The 15,593-nt window shown below is 74.2% G+C and carries 16 protein-coding genes; 4 read left to right on the top strand and 12 right to left on the bottom strand.

Annotated features, from left to right (window positions below):
* The first annotated feature begins 147 nt into the window (after positions 1–147).
* Positions 148–1,455 (top strand): D-alanyl-D-alanine carboxypeptidase family protein, encoded by a 1,308-nt coding sequence (locus ACI79K_RS17305; RefSeq protein WP_456600305.1) that lies wholly within the window; start codon positions 148–150, stop codon positions 1,453–1,455.
* Here ACI79K_RS17305 and ACI79K_RS17310 read toward each other — a convergent pair.
* From ACI79K_RS17310 to hisC, 4 genes are all read right to left on the bottom strand, one after another.
* Positions 1,358–2,338, bottom strand: a complete 981-nt coding sequence (locus ACI79K_RS17310) for a YihY/virulence factor BrkB family protein (RefSeq protein WP_456600306.1) — start codon at positions 2,336–2,338, stop codon at positions 1,358–1,360. The genes ACI79K_RS17305 and ACI79K_RS17310 overlap by 98 nt on opposite strands.
* A 37-nt stretch (positions 2,339–2,375) precedes the next feature.
* On the bottom strand, positions 2,376–2,942 hold the full coding sequence (locus ACI79K_RS17315; protein WP_456600307.1) for a 2'-5' RNA ligase family protein: 567 nt from the start codon (positions 2,940–2,942) through the stop codon (positions 2,376–2,378).
* Positions 2,939–3,964 (bottom strand): tryptophan--tRNA ligase, encoded by a 1,026-nt coding sequence (trpS, locus tag ACI79K_RS17320; protein ID WP_456600308.1) that lies wholly within the window; start codon positions 3,962–3,964, stop codon positions 2,939–2,941. Before trpS ends, ACI79K_RS17315 begins: the two co-directional genes overlap by 4 nt.
* 83 nt (positions 3,965–4,047) lie before the next feature.
* On the bottom strand, positions 4,048–5,157 hold the full coding sequence (hisC, locus tag ACI79K_RS17325) for a histidinol-phosphate transaminase (RefSeq protein ID WP_456600309.1): 1,110 nt from the start codon (positions 5,155–5,157) through the stop codon (positions 4,048–4,050).
* Positions 5,158–5,200: 43 nt separating this feature from the next.
* On the opposite strand from hisC, the gene galE reads away from it, so the two are divergent.
* Positions 5,201–6,154, top strand: a complete 954-nt coding sequence (galE, locus tag ACI79K_RS17330; RefSeq protein ID WP_456590676.1) for a UDP-glucose 4-epimerase GalE — start codon at positions 5,201–5,203, stop codon at positions 6,152–6,154.
* Between the two features lie 22 nt (positions 6,155–6,176).
* Here the strand turns inward: galE and ACI79K_RS17335 are convergent, their stop codons facing one another.
* Positions 6,177–7,511 (bottom strand): hemolysin family protein, encoded by a 1,335-nt coding sequence (locus tag ACI79K_RS17335; protein WP_456590677.1) that lies wholly within the window; start codon positions 7,509–7,511, stop codon positions 6,177–6,179.
* Between the two features lie 249 nt (positions 7,512–7,760).
* Between ACI79K_RS17335 and ACI79K_RS17340 the strand changes: the two genes are divergently transcribed.
* The gene (locus ACI79K_RS17340; RefSeq protein ID WP_456600310.1) at positions 7,761–8,513 is read left to right on the top strand and encodes a CAP domain-containing protein; all 753 of its coding nucleotides are present in this window, start codon (positions 7,761–7,763) and stop codon (positions 8,511–8,513) included.
* Between the two features lie 206 nt (positions 8,514–8,719).
* Here ACI79K_RS17340 and ACI79K_RS17345 read toward each other — a convergent pair whose 3' ends face one another.
* The 4 genes from ACI79K_RS17345 to ACI79K_RS17360 form a co-directional block, all read right to left on the bottom strand.
* On the bottom strand, positions 8,720–9,934 hold the full coding sequence (locus ACI79K_RS17345) for an NADP-dependent isocitrate dehydrogenase (RefSeq protein ID WP_456590679.1): 1,215 nt from the start codon (positions 9,932–9,934) through the stop codon (positions 8,720–8,722).
* An 85-nt stretch (positions 9,935–10,019) separates the two neighbouring features.
* The gene (gene mdh, locus ACI79K_RS17350) at positions 10,020–10,973 is read right to left on the bottom strand and encodes a malate dehydrogenase (protein WP_456600311.1); all 954 of its coding nucleotides are present in this window, start codon (positions 10,971–10,973) and stop codon (positions 10,020–10,022) included.
* A gap of 48 nt (positions 10,974–11,021) precedes the next feature.
* On the bottom strand, positions 11,022–11,321 hold the full coding sequence (locus ACI79K_RS17355) for a DUF3017 domain-containing protein (RefSeq protein WP_456590681.1): 300 nt from the start codon (positions 11,319–11,321) through the stop codon (positions 11,022–11,024).
* Positions 11,322–11,324: 3 nt separating this feature from the next.
* Positions 11,325–12,194 (bottom strand): bifunctional methylenetetrahydrofolate dehydrogenase/methenyltetrahydrofolate cyclohydrolase, encoded by an 870-nt coding sequence (locus ACI79K_RS17360; protein ID WP_456600312.1) that lies wholly within the window; start codon positions 12,192–12,194, stop codon positions 11,325–11,327.
* A 98-nt stretch (positions 12,195–12,292) separates the two neighbouring features.
* Here ACI79K_RS17360 and ACI79K_RS17365 point away from each other — a divergent pair, with 98 nt between their 5' ends.
* Positions 12,293–12,820, top strand: coding sequence for a hypothetical protein (locus ACI79K_RS17365; protein ID WP_456590683.1), 528 nt, complete (start codon positions 12,293–12,295; stop codon positions 12,818–12,820).
* A gap of 3 nt (positions 12,821–12,823) precedes the next feature.
* Here the strand turns inward: ACI79K_RS17365 and ACI79K_RS17370 are convergent, their stop codons facing one another.
* From ACI79K_RS17370 to purN, 3 genes are read right to left on the bottom strand one after another with little or no spacing between them, the layout of a single operon-like run.
* Positions 12,824–13,459 carry a pentapeptide repeat-containing protein gene (locus ACI79K_RS17370; protein WP_456590684.1) on the bottom strand — a complete coding sequence of 212 codons (636 nt, stop codon included), beginning with the start codon at positions 13,457–13,459 and terminating at the stop codon, positions 12,824–12,826.
* A complete protein-coding gene (purH, locus tag ACI79K_RS17375) occupies positions 13,459–15,009 on the bottom strand; it encodes a bifunctional phosphoribosylaminoimidazolecarboxamide formyltransferase/IMP cyclohydrolase (RefSeq protein WP_456600313.1) in 1,551 nt (516 codons plus the stop codon). The genes ACI79K_RS17370 and purH overlap by 1 nt, the downstream gene beginning before the upstream one ends.
* Complete coding sequence (gene purN / locus ACI79K_RS17380) at positions 15,006–15,479, bottom strand: phosphoribosylglycinamide formyltransferase (RefSeq protein ID WP_456600315.1); 474 nt, start codon at positions 15,477–15,479, stop codon at positions 15,006–15,008. Before purN ends, purH begins: the two co-directional genes overlap by 4 nt.
* Between the last annotated feature and the right edge of the window lie 114 nt (positions 15,480–15,593).

Here is a 15,593-nt window from a genome sequence, read left to right on the forward strand (position 1 = left end):
GCCACGACCCAGGACGCTAACCGCGCGGACCCGGCACGCCCCAAACTCTGCGGCGGACTGAAACCCGATCGTTGCGAACCCTCATCCGATCGGGCCGTCTTCTCCCCGGAAGCCGTGTCCCACCTCACCTCCGCATAGCCTCCGGGCATGGGACGACGACGTGCGGCCTGTCTGGCGGGCGCCGTGACACTCGCTCTCGTGGCGGGCCCGGCCGGCCAGGCCGGAGCGACCCCGCCGCCGCCGAGCACGACGGCGACCCCGCCTCGCCCCACGGTCGACCTCACCGCGCCGACGCCGACCGCGCCCCGCACGGGCCTGCCCCCGCGGGGCACCGCCCCGGACGGCAGCACGGTGGGCGGCGAGCGGCTGCGCACCCGCGGCCTCGTCGTCGCCGACGGCGCTCCCCCGCTCCCCGACGGCGTGGTCGCGTCCGGCTGGCTGGTCGCCGACGCGGGCACGGGGGCGGTGCTGGCCGCCCGCGACCCGCACGGGCGGTACTACCCGGCGAGCACCCTCAAGACCCTGACCCTCCTGACGCTGGCGCACCGGCTCGACCCGGCCGAGGTGGTGGTGGGCACGGTCGAGGACGAGCAGATCGAGGGCAGCCGCGTCGGGCTCGTGGCCGGCGGGCGCTACCCCGTCCCGCTGCTCTTCACGGCGCTGATGCTGCAGTCGGGGAACGACGTCGCATCGGCGCTGGCGCGGGCGGCCGGCGGCGAGGCGGCCACGGTCGCCGCGATGAACCGGACGGCCGTGGAGCTGGGTGCCTACGACACGGTCGCCGGCACCCCGTCCGGGCTGGACGTCGCCGGCCAGTCCTCCTCCCCCTACGACCTGGCGCTGATCTTCCGCGCGCTCGTAGAGGATCCGGTCACCGCGGCGGTGCTACGCACGCCGACGGCGGACATGCCGGCGGTCGGGGACCGGTTCCCGGGCTTCCAGATCCAGAACCAGAACCCGCTGCTGACCGGCTACCCCGGCAACCTCGGCGGGAAGACGGGGTTCACCGACGCCGCCCGGCACACGTTCGTCACCGCAGCCGAGCGCGACGGCCGCCGGCTCGTGGTGAGCGTCCTGGACACGGAGAACCGACCGCTGCGGGCGGCCGACCAGGCGGCGCTGCTGCTCGACTGGGGGTTCGCCGTCCCCACCACCGTCCCGGGGGTGGGGACGCTGGTCCGCCCCGCCGACCTGGCCCCCGCCACGCCGGCGGCGCCCGCCACCCCGCCCGCACCCTCCGCCCCGACCTCCCCGGCGCCGCGTCGCCCGATGCTCGCCGCGCCCGCGCCGCACGCGGCCGCGTCGCCCTGGGCCGTGGCCGCCCTCGCCGGGCTGGGGCTCGGCGCGCTGGGCGCGGTCAGCGCGACGGCGCGGCGGCGGCGACAGGCGCCCGCTCCTCCGGCTGCCGGCCGGCGCCCTCCACCGCGGGGAGGGTGGCGGTCCAGGCGGCGGTGAAGAACGCGAACCGGAACACGATGTTGATCCAGACCAGGATGCCGACGGCGCCGCCGAAGGCCGACGCGGTCACGCTCCCGGAGATGAGCGACAGGTAGAGGTTCCCGATCAGCTTCATGGCCTCGAAGCCCACGGCGCCGAACAGCGCCCCGGGCAGCAGCCGCCGCACGGGGTGCGGCGTGGCCGGGACCACCTTCAGCAGCCAGAGGAAGACGACGGTGTCGCCGAGGAAGGCCAGCGCCAGCCCCACCACGGTCGTGAACACCGCGAGCCCCGTCGCGTCCGTCAGCCCGAGCACGTCGAGGAACCACGACGTCGCCCCCGTGGCGACCCCGGTCAGCACGAGGCTCGCCAGCCCGACCGCGCCCAGCAGCACCAGCGCCAAGAGGTCCTGGACGTTGTCGCGGAGGAACTCCGGCTCATCGGCGCGCCCCTTCCAGATGCGCTCCATGCCGATGCGCAGCTTGTCCATCGCCCGCAGCCCGGCGTAGACGAACCCCACGAGGCCGATCACGCCGACCACCTCGGCCGAGCCGACCGCCCCGCGCAGGTCCGCGACGATGTCCCGCCCGGTGCTGCCGGGGAACGCCTCCCGGATCGCCTCGTAGAGCTCCCGCTGCAGCAGCTCGTTCCCGGCCAGCACCAGCCCGATCACCGAGGCCACCAGCAGCAGCACGGGGAACAACCCGAGGAACACGAAGTAGGTGACGCCCGCGGCCATGAGGTCCCCCTGCGTCCGCCGGTACCGCCCACCGGCACGGGCCAGGTGGTCGAACCAGGGGGACCGCCGCCGAGCGGCGTCGACCGTCCCCTCGACGCGGTCCCACGTCCGCGCCGGCAACCCCTTCCGGGCGGGGGCGTCGCGGGGAGGGGCGGAGCTCACCGCCCGAGTCTGGCGGCTGGCCGCCGGGTGCGCGCCCTCAGCGCTCCCGGCCGGTCAGGGGGTACTCGCGGGCGATCTCCCAGGCGCCGGCCGCCGTCTGCTCGAACTCGGTGAAGTGGTCCACCCGGAACTCGGCGGAGAGGTCCTGCAGCCCGCAGTAGGCCAGCTCGAGCATGTCGGCCGGCACGTCGTGGGCGACGGTGACGTGCGGGTGGTACGGGAAGGAGAGCGAACGGGCGAGCGGACCGCGGCGGACGTCGTTGGCCAGCAGCTCGCAGTTGCCGATCCCCCGAGCGACGGCCACGAACACGACGTCGGAGACCGGCGTGAACGTGCCGGTACCGGCCAGGTGCATGTCGAACGGCGGGTGCGCGGCGGCGACGTCGGCGAGGTGCTCGGTGATGGTGGCGCGGTCGGCGACCGGCACCTCCGTCGGCGGGAGCAGGGTCACGTGCGGCGGGACCAGCGTCGCCTGCGGGTCGCCGACCTTGGCGCGCCAGTCGACGAGCAGGGACGCCCAGGGCTCGGGGATCGGCACGATCACCCCGAGCACCGCCGTCTCCGGCGGCGTCCCCAGCCGGCCGACGAAGGTGTCGTCGTTCATGCCACCGGCCCCGCGGGTGGCAGGAAGCCGACCCGCTCGTAGACCGTGGCCAGCGTGCGGCCGGCCACTTCCCGGGCGCGTGCCGCTCCCGCGGCGAGCAGGCGCTCGAGCTCGGCGGGGTCGGCCATCAGCTCCGCCGTGCGCCGCTGCACCGGGGCGAGGGCGTCGGTGACGACCTCGGCGAGCTCCTTCTTCAGGTCGCCGTACCCGCGGCCGGCGAAGTGCTCCTCCAGCTCCGCGGTGCTCCGTCCGGAGAAGGCGGAGTGGATGGTGAGGAGGTTCGTCACGCCCGGCTTGTTCTCGGGGTCGGCGACGATCTCCCGCCCGGTGTCGGTGACCGCGGAACGGATCTTCTTCGCCGTCACCTTCGGGTCGTCCAGCAGGTTGATGCAGCCGGCCGGGGGAAGGCTCTTGCTCATCTTCTTCTCGGGCGTCTGCAGGTCCAGCACCTTGGCCGCGCCCGCCGGGATGTAGGCCTCGGGCATCGTGAACGTCTCGCCGTACCGCCCGTTGAACCGGCCGGCCAGGTCGCGGGTGAGCTCCAGGTGCTGCCGCTGGTCCTCTCCCACCGGCACCCGGTGCGCCTGGTACAGCAGGATGTCCGCGGCCTGCAGCACCGGGTAGGTGAACAGCCCCACCGACGTCGGACCGACCCCCTCGCGGGAGCTCTTGTCCTTGAACTGGGTCATCCGGCCGGCCTCCCCGAAGCCGGTGAGGCACTGCAGCACCCAGGCCAGCTGGGCGTGCTCGGGCACCTGGCTCTGCACGAACAGGGTGCTGCGGGCGGGGTCCACGCCCAGGGCGAGCAGCTGTGCCGCCGACACCAGCGTGCGCCGGCGGAGCACGGCCGGGTCCGGCGGCTCGAGGGTGATCGCGTGCAGGTCGACGACGCAGTAGAAGGCGTCGTGGTCCTCCTGCATGCTCACCCACTGCCGGAGGGCGCCGACGTAGTTGCCGAGGTGGAAGGAGTCCGCCGTCGGCTGGATGCCGGAGAGCACTCGGGGAAGAGCCACGTCGGCCATCAAACCAGCCGGGGCCGGCGCCCGTTCCGGGCTCCCCCGCACCGCCGGGACACCGGCCGCCGCAGGGGCGGGGTCGGTGCTGGTCAGCGTGCCGCGACCGGGAGGGCGTCGTCGAGCGCGGCGAGGAAGACGTCGTCCTCCTCCGGCGTGCCCACGGTGACCCGGATGCCCTCCCCCGCGAACGGCCGGGTGATCACCGCCCGGGCCTCCAGGGCAGCCGCGAGCTCGGCCGTGCGCTCCCCCGTCGGCAGCCACACGAAGTTGGCCTGGCTGTCGGCGACCTCCAGCCCCCGGTCGCGCAGCGCGGCGGTGAGCCGCTCGCGCTCGGTGACGACCGCGGCGCACCGCGCCCGCACCTCGTCCTCGCTGGCCAGCGCCGCGACCGCCGCCGCCTGGGCCACCATGCCGACGCTGAACGGCAGGTGGGTCTTGCGCACCGCCTCGGCGACCGCCGGGTCCTCGGCGAGCAGGTAGCCGACGCGCAGCCCGGCCAGCCCCCAGGCCTTGGAGAAGGTGCGGAGGACCGCCACGTTGGGCCTCCCGTGCATCAGCTCCACGCCGTCGGGGACCCGGGGGTCGGTGACGAACTCGCGATAGGCCTCGTCGAGGACGACCAGCGTCTCCGCGGGCACCGCGTCGAGGAAGCGCTCCAGCTCGGCTCGGCGCACCGCCGTCCCGGTGGGGTTGTTGGGGTTGCAGACGAACACCAGCCGCGTGGCGTCGTCCAGTGCGGCGGCCAGCGCCTCGAGGTCGTGGGTGTCGGGAGACCCGCCGGGCCGGCCGGGGACCAGCGGCACCTGGATCGCGCGGGCGTCGGCGACCCGGGCGAGCAGCGGGTACATCTCGAACGACCGCCAGGCGAAGGCGATGCTCGTCCCGGGGTCGTTGTACGCCTGGGCGAGCTCCTGGCAGATCGCCACGGCCCCGCAGCCGGTGGCGACCTGCGCGGGGTCGACCCCGTAGCGCTCGGCCAGCGCGCCGGTGAGGACGACGGCGCCGTTGTCCGGGTACCGGTTGGTCTCGGCGACCGCGGCGGTGACCGCCTCGACGACGGCGGGCAGCGGCGGGAACGCGACCTCGTTGCTGGCGAGCTTCACAGCGCGCTCGACGCCGATCTCGCGGGCCAGGTCCGCCGGGTTCCGGCCGGGCCGGTACGCGGGCAGCGACTGCACCGCCGGTCGGGCACTGACCACCAGATCCTCCGCTTCCCACGGGCCGTCCTTCTAAGGTGTGCCCATGCGCGTACTCGTCGCCGGCGGCGCCGGCTACATCGGCAGCGTAGTGACCGCCGCCCTGCTCGACCGCGGTCACGACGTCACCGTCCTCGACGACCTCTCGACGGGGCACGCCGACGCGGTGCCCGAGGGCGCGACGCTGGCCGAGGTGTCGCTGCACGATTCCGCGCCGGTGCTCGCCGAGGTCCGGCCCGAGGCGGTGCTGCACTTCGCGGCCAAGTCGCTGGTCGGGGTCTCCCAGCAGCAGCCGGAGGACTACTGGCACACCAACGTCGGCGGCTCGTTCGCGCTGCTGGAGGCAATGCGCGCGGTCGACTGCCGGCGGATCGTCTTCTCCTCCACCGCCGCGACCTACGGGGAGCCGGACCAGGTGCCCATCCGCGAGGACGCACCCACCCGGCCGACCAACACCTACGGCGCCTCGAAGCTCGCCGTCGACCACATGCTCACCTCGTACGCCGTCGCCCACGGGTTCGCCGCGGTGAGCCTGCGGTACTTCAACGTCGCCGGCGCCGCCTACGGGCTCGGCGAACGGCACGCCACCGAGACCCACCTCATCCCCATCGCCCTCCAGGTGGCGGCGGGGCAGCGTGAGTCGCTGACCGTCTACGGCCAGGACTACCCGACCCCCGACGGCACCTGCATCCGCGACTACGTGCACGTCGAGGACCTGTCGGACGCCCACCTGCTCGCGCTGCCCGCACCGGCGGCCGGCGAGCACCGCATCTACAACCTGGGCAACGGCACCGGCTTCTCCGTGCAGGAGGTCGTCGAGGCCGCCCGCACGGTCACCGGCCACCCCATCCCGGTCACCATCGGCGAACGGCGGGCCGGCGACCCGGCGCAGCTGGTGGCCTCCAGCGACCGCATCCGCGCCGACCTCGGCTGGGCGCCGAAGCACACCGACCTGGTCGGCATCGTGCGCGACGCCTGGGCGGTCGCCCGGTCCCGCTGACGCCCGACGCAGCGGGGCGCCCCTAGGCGGTCGGGGCCTCGCTGCGCTCGTCGTCCTCCGGGACGTCGGGGGCCGGGGGCGGGCCGACGCGCAGGCGGGCGATCCGCCGGCCGTCGAGCTCCAGCACCTCGATGCTGCGCCCCTCGGCCTCGGCGGTGTCCCCGACCCGGGGCAGCCGGCCGAGCTCGGCCAGGACGTAGCCGGCGGCCGTCTCGTACGGCCCCTCGGGCAGCCGCAGCCCGGTGGCCTCGGCGAAGTCGTCGAGGTTGAGGAGGCCGTCGACCTCCCGCGGCGCGTCGGGCGACTGCCGGGCCTCGGGCTCGACCTCCTCGTCGTACTCGTCGTAGATCTCCCCGATGACCTCCTCGATGAGGTCCTCGAGCGTGACGATGCCGTCGGTGCCGCCGTACTCGTCGACGACGATCGCCAGGTGCTGGTTGTCCCGGCGCATCTCGCTGAGCACCGTCAGGACCGCGGCGGTGCCGGGCAGCCTGGTGACCTCGCGGGCCAGGTCCCCCACGGTCGCCGCCCGCCCCGCCGGGTGGTTGGGCAGGAACAGGTCGCGCACGTGCACGAAGCCGACGACGTCGTCCTCGTCTTGGCCGACGACGGGGAACCGCGACCAGTTCGACTCCGCCACCAGCTTGGCCGCGCGACTGGCGGTCATCGACGCCTCGAGGAACTGCACCTCGGTGCGCGGCGTCATCACCTCGCGCACCTCGCGCTCGCCGGCGCGGAACACCTCGTCGATGAGCCGGCGCTCGTCGCTGCTGAGCGACTCGTGCGCGGCCACCAGGTCGCGCAGCTCCTCCTGGCTGATCGACTCACCGCTGGCCTTGGGGTCACCGCCGACCAGCCGGACGAGCCCGTTGGTCGACTTCGACAGCAGCCAGATGACCGGCCGGGACAGCTTGGCGATGGCGTTCAGCGGTGCGGCGACCATGAGGGAGAAGCCCTCGGCCCGCTGGAGGGCCAGCCGCTTGGGGGTGAGCTCACCCACGACGAGGGACACGTAGCTGATCGCGACGGTGACCAGGACCAGCGCCAGGGTGCCGGAGAGCCTCTGGCTCACGCCCTGGTCCTGCAGCCAGTCGGCCAGGGGCGCCGAAAGGGTGCTCGCACCGAACGCGGCGGAGAAGAACCCGGCGAGGGTGACCCCCACCTGCACGGCGGCGAGGAACTGGTTCGGGTCCCCGAGGAGCTTCTGCACCGCCTTGCCGCGGCGGCCACCCTGCTCGGCCATGGCCCGGACCTGCGACTCCCGCAGCGAGACCAGCGCGATCTCCGCGCCGGCGAACGCGCCGCCGATCAGGATGAAGACGACGACCATGACGATGTTGAGCCATACGTCGCTCACCGGCGGCGTGCTCCTCAGGGGTTCGGGATGGGACGGACCGTTCCATGGTGCCGGGTCCATGCTGCCCGGCGACCGCGCCCGCACGCCCGGGAACCCCGGTCGGGTGCGTGAGTGTGCGCACTCCCAGGCGCTTTCGCCGCAGGGTGCGTACGGATAGTCTCTGATCGATAACGGATCGTGATCTTTCTGAGGAGCCGCATGCGCCACCGGCCGTCCGGCCCCCTGCTGCCCACCCGACGGTCCCCGAGGGTGGGTCTCGCCGTCGCGATGGCGTTCGGCGCCACCGCCGTCGTGCTCACCGCCCCCGTGGTCTCCGGGCCGGAGGAGGCGCCCCGCCCGTTCGACCCGTCGTCCTCGGCCGGATCCGCTCCCCACTCCTCCACGTCGGTGGTGCCCGGCACCGCCCCGGCAGCGCCCGGGCCGTCCGGCGACACCGCCGCGGCGCCGGAAACCGGTTCCGGGCATCCTGCGGCGGCCGTCCCCGAGCCGGCGCCCGAACCTGCGCCCGCGCCCGGTCACGGGGCTGCGCCGCCGTCCGCGCCCGCCGGCCCTTCCGCGTCGACCAGCCGGGCCCCTGCCCCCACGGCCGCCGCGGCGGCACCGCCCCCCGGCGCCGCGAGCGCGCCGGCGGCCCGGGGCGCCGAGGGCGAGGTCGTGGCCCTGGTGAACGCCCAGCGCTCTCAGGCCGGCTGCGGTCCGGTGGCGGCCGACGCCGGGCTCGCCGCGGTCGCCCGGGCGCACAGCGCCGGCATGCGCGACCGCGGGTTCTTCGACCACGTCGACCCCGACGGGCTCGACCCGTTCGACCGGGCCGACCGGGCGGGCGTCTCCGCCCGGGCGGAGAACATCGCGCGCGGCCAGGCCGACCCGGCCGCCGTCATGGCCTCGTGGCTGAACAGCCCCGGCCACCGGGCCAACATCCTGAACTGCGGGCTGACCCGGTTGGGCGTCGGTGTGGCGACCGGCTCCGGCGGGCCCTGGTGGACCCAGCTGTTCGGCTGACTCGCCCGGTCTCGCCTACCCGCCTTGGCTGCGCACCCCGGCGAGCGCCGTCCACAGGCGGCGCGAGATGCGGCAGATCGGGCTCCCCGAGCCCTTCGGGAGCCCGGTTCGACGCATCTCGCCGCCGACCCGACCCCGGACGCGCAGCGGCCCCGTCCAGAGGCTCACCCCGAGCGTGCGAGGGGTGAGGAGGACGGGGTCCTCCTTCAGGCCATGGCCTTCTGCAGGTTGGTGTCGATGGCCGCCAGGAACTCCTGGGTGGTCAGCCACGGCTGGTCCTTGCTGATCAGCAGCGCCAGGTCCTTGGTCATCTGACCGCTCTCGACGGTGTCGATGCAGACCTTCTCCAGGGTCTCCGCGAAGCGGGTCACCTCGGGCGTGCCGTCCAGCTTGCCGCGGTGGGCCAGGCCCCGGGTCCAGGCGAAGATCGACGCGATCGGGTTGGTCGAGGTCTCCTTGCCCTGCTGGTGCTGGCGGAAGTGCCGGGTCACCGTGCCGTGAGCGGCCTCGGCCTCCACCGTGCGGCCGTCGGGGCTCATGAGCACCGAGGTCATGAGGCCGAGCGAGCCGAAGCCCTGGGCCACGGTGTCGGACTGCACGTCGCCGTCGTAGTTCTTGCAGGCCCAGACGTAGCCGCCCTCCCACTTGAGGGACGCGGCGACCATGTCGTCGATCAGCCGGTGCTCGTACGTGATGCCGGCGGCGTCGAACTTCTCCTTGAACTCGGCCTGGAAGACCTCCTCGAACAGGTCCTTGAAGCGGCCGTCGTAGGCCTTGAGGATCGTGTTCTTGGTCGACAGGTAGACCGGGTAGCCGCGCTGCAGGCCGTAGTTCATCGAGGCCCGCGCGAAGTCGCGGATCGAGTCGTCCAGGTTGTACATCGCCATGGCGACGCCGCCGCCGGGCGACTGGAAGACCTCGTGCTCGATCGGCGCGGACCCGTCGGCCGGCTGGAAGCTGATCGTCAGCGTGCCCTCGCCGGGGAACTTGAAGTCGGTGGCGCGGTACTGGTCACCGAAGGCGTGGCGGCCGACGACGATCGGCTTGGTCCAGCCCGGCACCAGCCGCGGCACGTTCTCCATGATGATCGGCTCGCGGAAGATGACGCCGCCGAGGATGTTGCGGATCGTCCCGTTGGGCGAGCGGTACATCCGCTTGAGCCCGAACTCCTCGACGCGCGCCTCGTCCGGCGTGATCGTCGCGCACTTGACGCCGACGCCGTGCTTCTTGATGGCGTTCGCGGAGTCGACGGTGATCTGGTCGTCGGTCGCGTCCCGCGCCTCGATCCCCAGGTCGTAGTACTCCAGGTTGACGTCGAGGTACGGGAGGATCAGCTGGTCCTTGATGAACTGCCAGATGATCCGGGTCATCTCGTCGCCGTCGAGCTCGACGACGGTGCCCTCGACCTTGATCTTGCTCACGCGTTCTCCTTGTGCGGTCACGGCCCCGTCCCGAGGCTCGCCCCGAGCGTGCGAGGGGTGAGGAGGACGGGGTCCTTCTACTTCTTCAGAGGTCGGCTACGTCGGCCTGCTTCGCGCGCACTGCTTCGGCGGCCTCACGCAGGCCCGCCACTTCGCTCTCCGCCAGGTCGCTCTCGACGACCCGCCGGACGCCTTCCCGGCCGATCTCGGCCTCCACCCCGAGGTACACCCCGGAGATGCCGTACTCGCCGTCGACCCATGCGCACACCGGCATGACGGCGCCGGAGTCCTCCATGACCGCCCGGGCCATGCGGGCGGCAGCGGCGGAGGGAGCGTAGTAGGCCGACCCCGTCTTGAGCAGGGCCACCACCTCCGCGCCACCGTTGCGGGTGCGCTGGACGAGGTGCTCGATGCGGTCCGGCGCCATCGCCTCGGCCAGCGGCTTGCCGTCGACGGTGCACCGGGACGGCACCGGGACCATGGTGTCGCCGTGCGAGCCCAGGGTCAGGGTCCGCACCGAGGAGACCGGGACACCGAGCTCCTCGGCGACGTTGTTGGTGAAGCGGGCCGTGTCGAGCATGCCGGCCTGCCCCATGACCCGCTGCTTCGGGAAGCCGGTCGCCAGCTGCGCCAGCGCAGTCATCTCGTCCAGCGGGTTCGAGACGACGATGACGACGGCGTCGGGCGAGGTCCGCGCGATGTTCTCCGAGACCTGGCGGACGATGCCCGCGTTGGTCTCGATCAGGTCCATCCGGCTCATGCCGGGCTTGCGCGGCAGACCGGCGGTGACGACGACGACGTCGGAGCCCTCGGTGCCCTCGTAGGAGCCTCCGCCGACGCCCACCACCTGGGTCTCGAACCCCTCGATCGGGCGCGACTGGTTCATGTCCAGCGCGAGCCCCTCGGGCTTGCCTTCCACGATGTCGGTGAGGACGACGGTCTCGAAGACGTCGTACTCGGCCAGTCGCAGTGCGGTGGTGGAGCCGTAGAAACCGGCACCGACCACGGTGACCTTGCCGTTCCTGGGCTGCTTCGCCATGGTCGCCAACCTAGCCCTGCCCGGCGCCCCGCGCCGCCCCGGGGGCGCTCACGTGCCGGGGATGGCCAGGGCGACGGCGGCGAGCGCGATCCCCGTCCCGGCCAGGAGGACGACGTCGACCGCCCGGCTGCGGACCGCGAGGAAGCCCACCCGCCGGACCGGCAGGAGCAGCCGCAGCAGCGCCGCGCCCACCAGGGAGGTCCCGACCACCACCAGCCCCCAGCGCCAGTGCTCGACGGTGACCAGCAGCAGCCCGATCCCCACCCCGACCAGCACCGCGAGCAGCGGCAGCTGCCGCAGCAGCCCGGCGAGGAAGGGCCGGCGGACGTAGAGCGGCGGGCGGCTCACGGATCAGGCCGACAGCGCCTCGGCTGCCGCGGCCTGCTCGGCGGCGAGCACCACGTTCTGCAGCAGCATCGCCCGGGTCATCGGCCCCACTCCCCCCGGGTTGGGCGCGACGTGCCCGGCGACCTCGACGACGTCCCGGGCCACGTCGCCGGCGATCTTGCCGTCCACGCGGCTGACGCCCACGTCCAGGACGGCGGCCCCCGGCTTGACCATGTCGCCGGTGATCAGGCCCGGCACCCCGGCGGCGGCGACCACGACGTCGGCGGAGCGCACGTGCGCGGCGAGGTCCCGGGTGCCGGTGTGGCAGAGGGTCACCGTCGCGTTCTCCGTCCGCCGGGTGAGCAGGAGCCCGAGCGGCCGCCCCACGGTGATGCCGCGGCCGATGACGACGACCTCCGCTCCGGCGATCGGCACGTCGTAGCGCCGCAGCAGCTCGACGATGCCCACTGGCGTGCAGGGCAGCGGCCCGGCGACGTTCAGGACCAGCCGGCCCAGGTTCACCGGGTGGAGGCCGTCGGCGTCCTTGGCCGGGTCCATCGCCTCGAGGATGGCGCTCTCCTCGATGCCCGTGGGCAGCGGCAGCTGGACGATGTACCCGGTGCAGGCGGGGTCGGCGTTGAGCTCCTCCACCACGGCCAGCACGTCGGCCTCGGTGGCGGTCGCCGGCAGCTCGCGCTGGATGCTGGCGATGCCGACCTGGGCGCAGTCGGAGTGCTTGGCGTTCACGTACCAGCGGCTGCCGGGGTCGTCCCCCACCAGCAACGTGCCGAGGCCGGGTCGATGACCGGCCGCGGTGAGAGCGGCCACCCGCTCGGTGAGCTCGGCGCGGATCGCCGCCGCGGTGGCCTTGCCGTCCAGGATCGTCGCGGGCACGCCGACAGTCTGCCGGAGAGGGTGCCGCCCACGTGGGTGCGGGCCTAGGGTCGGCAGCGGCGGGGCGTCGGTGCCCCGGCGACCTGCGGAGGAGCCCGATGACCGAGCGCTACCAGACCCCCACCGGCGCGTCCGCGTCGTCGGGGGCCGGACCGGCCACCACGCCGGCGTACTCGGACCGCCCCGTGGCGTTCCGCGGGCCGGAGAGCCTGGGCGGGCTGCTGCTGATCCTCGCGGGGATCGCCGCCGCCATCAGCCTGCCGCTGGACTGGCTGCGCGACCGCGACGCCAGCGGCTGGGCGCTGGTGCGCGATGCGTTCGACGACCTCGGGGGGATCTTCGACGACGGCAGCTGGCAGCCCCTGGCCATCGTGCTCGGCGGCGGCCTGCTGCTCCTCCTGGGCATCGCCCTGTGGCTGCCGGCCCGCAGCCACCGGTTCGTCGGCGCGGTGGCGTTGCTGGTCAGCGGCGTCGTCACGGCCGCCGTGCTCGTCCCGCTGGCCGACGCCGGCTGGGACGTCGGCTCCTTCGGCCCGGGCTTCTGGTGCGGGATCGCCGTCGCCGTCCTGGGCCTGCTCGGCTCGCTCAAGGCGGTGCTGACCGGGCCCCGGTACCCGTCGAGGTAGCGCTCAGGTCTCGACGCGGGCGCCGTGGGCGCGGGCGAACTGCACCGCCTGGACGGCGTCGAGCCGCACGTCGGTCAGCTCGAAGGAACGCCAGTTCACCTCGTCGGTGGAGGCGCCCCGCAGGTCGGCGCCGCGCAGCTTCGCGTTCTGCAGCCGCGCCCGGTCCAGGTCGGCGCGGCTGAGATCGGTGCCGCGCAGGTCGGCGTCGGTGAGGTCGGCCTCCCGGAAGCGCTGGCCGGACAGCTCGAGCGCCGACAGGTCGACCCCGCGCAGCGAGGTCCACGACCAGTCGCAGTCGGTCGCCACCAGCGGCCGCAGCTGGGCTCCGAGGAACTGGGAACCGGTGAGCTTGCAGCCGTCGAACGTCGCGTCGAACAGCCGTGCCCGGTCGAACCGGCAGGAGAGGAAGGCCGTCCCCAGGTGCCGCGAGCCGCCCATGCGGACCCCGGTCAGGACGCACTCCTCGAAGACGCACCGGCGCGTGACCAGCTCCTCGAGGCCCGCGTCGTCGAACCGGCACCGGGTGAACGTGACGCCGTCGAGCTCGACCCCCCACCAGTCGACGCGCGCGAAGTCCTCCTCCTCGACGTGCGCACCTGCCTCCGGCGGCCGGACGTGCGGGCGGGCGGAGTGACGCATCAGTGCGCGAAGTGCCGGGTGCCGGTCAGGTAGAGGGGCACGCCCGCGGCCGCGGCGGCCGCGACGACCTCCTCGTCGCGCACCGACCCACCGGGCTGGACGACGGCCCGCACGCCGGCGTCCAGCAGCACCTGCAACCCATCGGCGAACGGGAAGAACGCGTCGGAGGCGGCGACCGCGCCGGTGGCCCGCTCCCCCGCCCGGGCGACCGCGAGGCGCGCCGAGTCGACCCGGTTGACCTGGCCCATGCCCACGCCGACGGTGGCCCGGTCGTGGGCCAGCAGGATGGCGTTGCTCTTCACCGCGCGCACCGCCCGCCAGGCGAACACGAGGTCGTCGAGGCCCGCGGCGTCCAGCGGCTCGCCGGTCGCCAGCGTCCAGGTGGTCGGGTCGTCGCCGGTGGCGTCGACGCGGTCCCGCGTCTGCAGCAGCAGCCCGCCGCTGATCGGACGCGACTCCACGCCGGTCTCGGGCAGGTGCGGCAGCCGCAGCAGCCGGATGTTCTTCTTCCCCGTCAGCACCGCGACGGCGTCGTCGGTGAAGGAGGGCGCGACGACCACCTCGGTGAACACCTCGGCCACCTGCTCGGCCATCGTGAGGTCGACCTCGCGGTTGGCCGCGATGACCCCGCCGAAGGCCGACACCGGGTCGCAGGCGTGCGCCTTGCGGTGCGCGGCGGCGATGTCGGCGCCGACGGCGATGCCGCAGGGGTTGGCGTGCTTGATGATCGCCACGCACGGCTCGTCGTGGTCGTGGGCGGCCCGCCAGGCGGCGTCGGTGTCGACGTAGTTGTTGTACGACATCTGCTTGCCGTGCAGCTGCTCGGCGTGCGCCAGCCCCGGCCGGTCGGAGCGGTAGAGCGCGGCGGCCTGGTGCGGGTTCTCGCCGTAGCGGAGCACGTCGGCGCGCTCCCAGTTCCCGCCGACCCACGCCGGGAAGCCCGTCTCGTCGTCCGGGGCGAGCACGCTGCCCATCCACGAGGCGACGGCGACGTCGTAGGAGGCGGTGTGCCGGAACGCGGCGGCGGCGAGCCGCCGCCGCTCGGCCAGGGTGAAGCCGCCGGCGGACACCGCGGCGAGCACGTCGGCGTAGCGCGCCGGGTCGACGACGACGGCCACCGACGGGTGGTTCTTGGCCGCGGCGCGCACCATCGCCGGGCCGCCGATGTCGATCTGCTCGACGCACTCGTCCGGGGCGGCGCCCGAGGCGACGGTCTCGGTGAACGGGTAGAGGTTCACGACGACGAGGTCGAACGCCGCGACGCCGAGCTCCTCCAGCTGCGCGACGTGCTCGGGCCTGCGCCGGTCGGCGAGGATCCCGGCGTGCACGGCGGGGTGCAACGTCTTGACCCGGCCGTCGAGGCACTCGGGGAAGCCGGTGACCTGCTCGACGGGGGTGACCGGCACGCCGGCGTCGGCGATCCGCCGCGCGGTCGCGCCGGTGCTCACCAGCTCCACGCCGGCGGCGGCCAGCCCACGGGCCAGCTCCTCGACACCGGTCTTGTCGTAGACGCCCAGCAGGGCACGGCGGATCGGGGTGCGGTCGCTCATCTGGGGCTCTTCCTCGTCTGGCTCGGGCTGGTCTGTGGCGTGACGAACTCCGCCACCGTCTCCACCAGGAGCTCGCGCTCCACGTGCTTGATGCGTTCGTGCAGCGTCGCCTCGTCGTCCCCGGGCAGCACCGGCACCGCGCGCTGGGCCAGCACCGGCCCGGTGTCGACGCCGGCGTCGACCAGGTGCACGGTCGACCCCGTCGTGGCCACCCCTGCCGCCAGGGCGTCGCGCACCGCGTGGGCGCCGGGGAAGGCCGGCAGCAGCGCCGGATGGGTGTTGATCAGCCGGCCCTCGAACCCGGCGAGCACGGCTGGGCCGACGATCTTCATGAACCCGGCCGACACGACCAGGTCGGGCGCGAACGCGGCGATCCGGTCGGCCAGCACGCGGTCCCAGGCGGCGCGGTCGGGATGGTCGCCGAGCGCGCAGACGAACGTGGGCAGCCCGCGCCGGCGGGCGTGCTCCAGACCGGGGGCGGGGGGGGGGGGGGGGGGGGGGGGGGGGGGGGGGGGGGGGGGGGGGGGGGGGGGGGGGGGGGGGGGGGGGGGGGGGGGGGGGGGGGGGCGGGGGTCGGGGCCGAC

Source organism: Blastococcus sp. SYSU DS0616 (genome assembly GCF_054051015.1).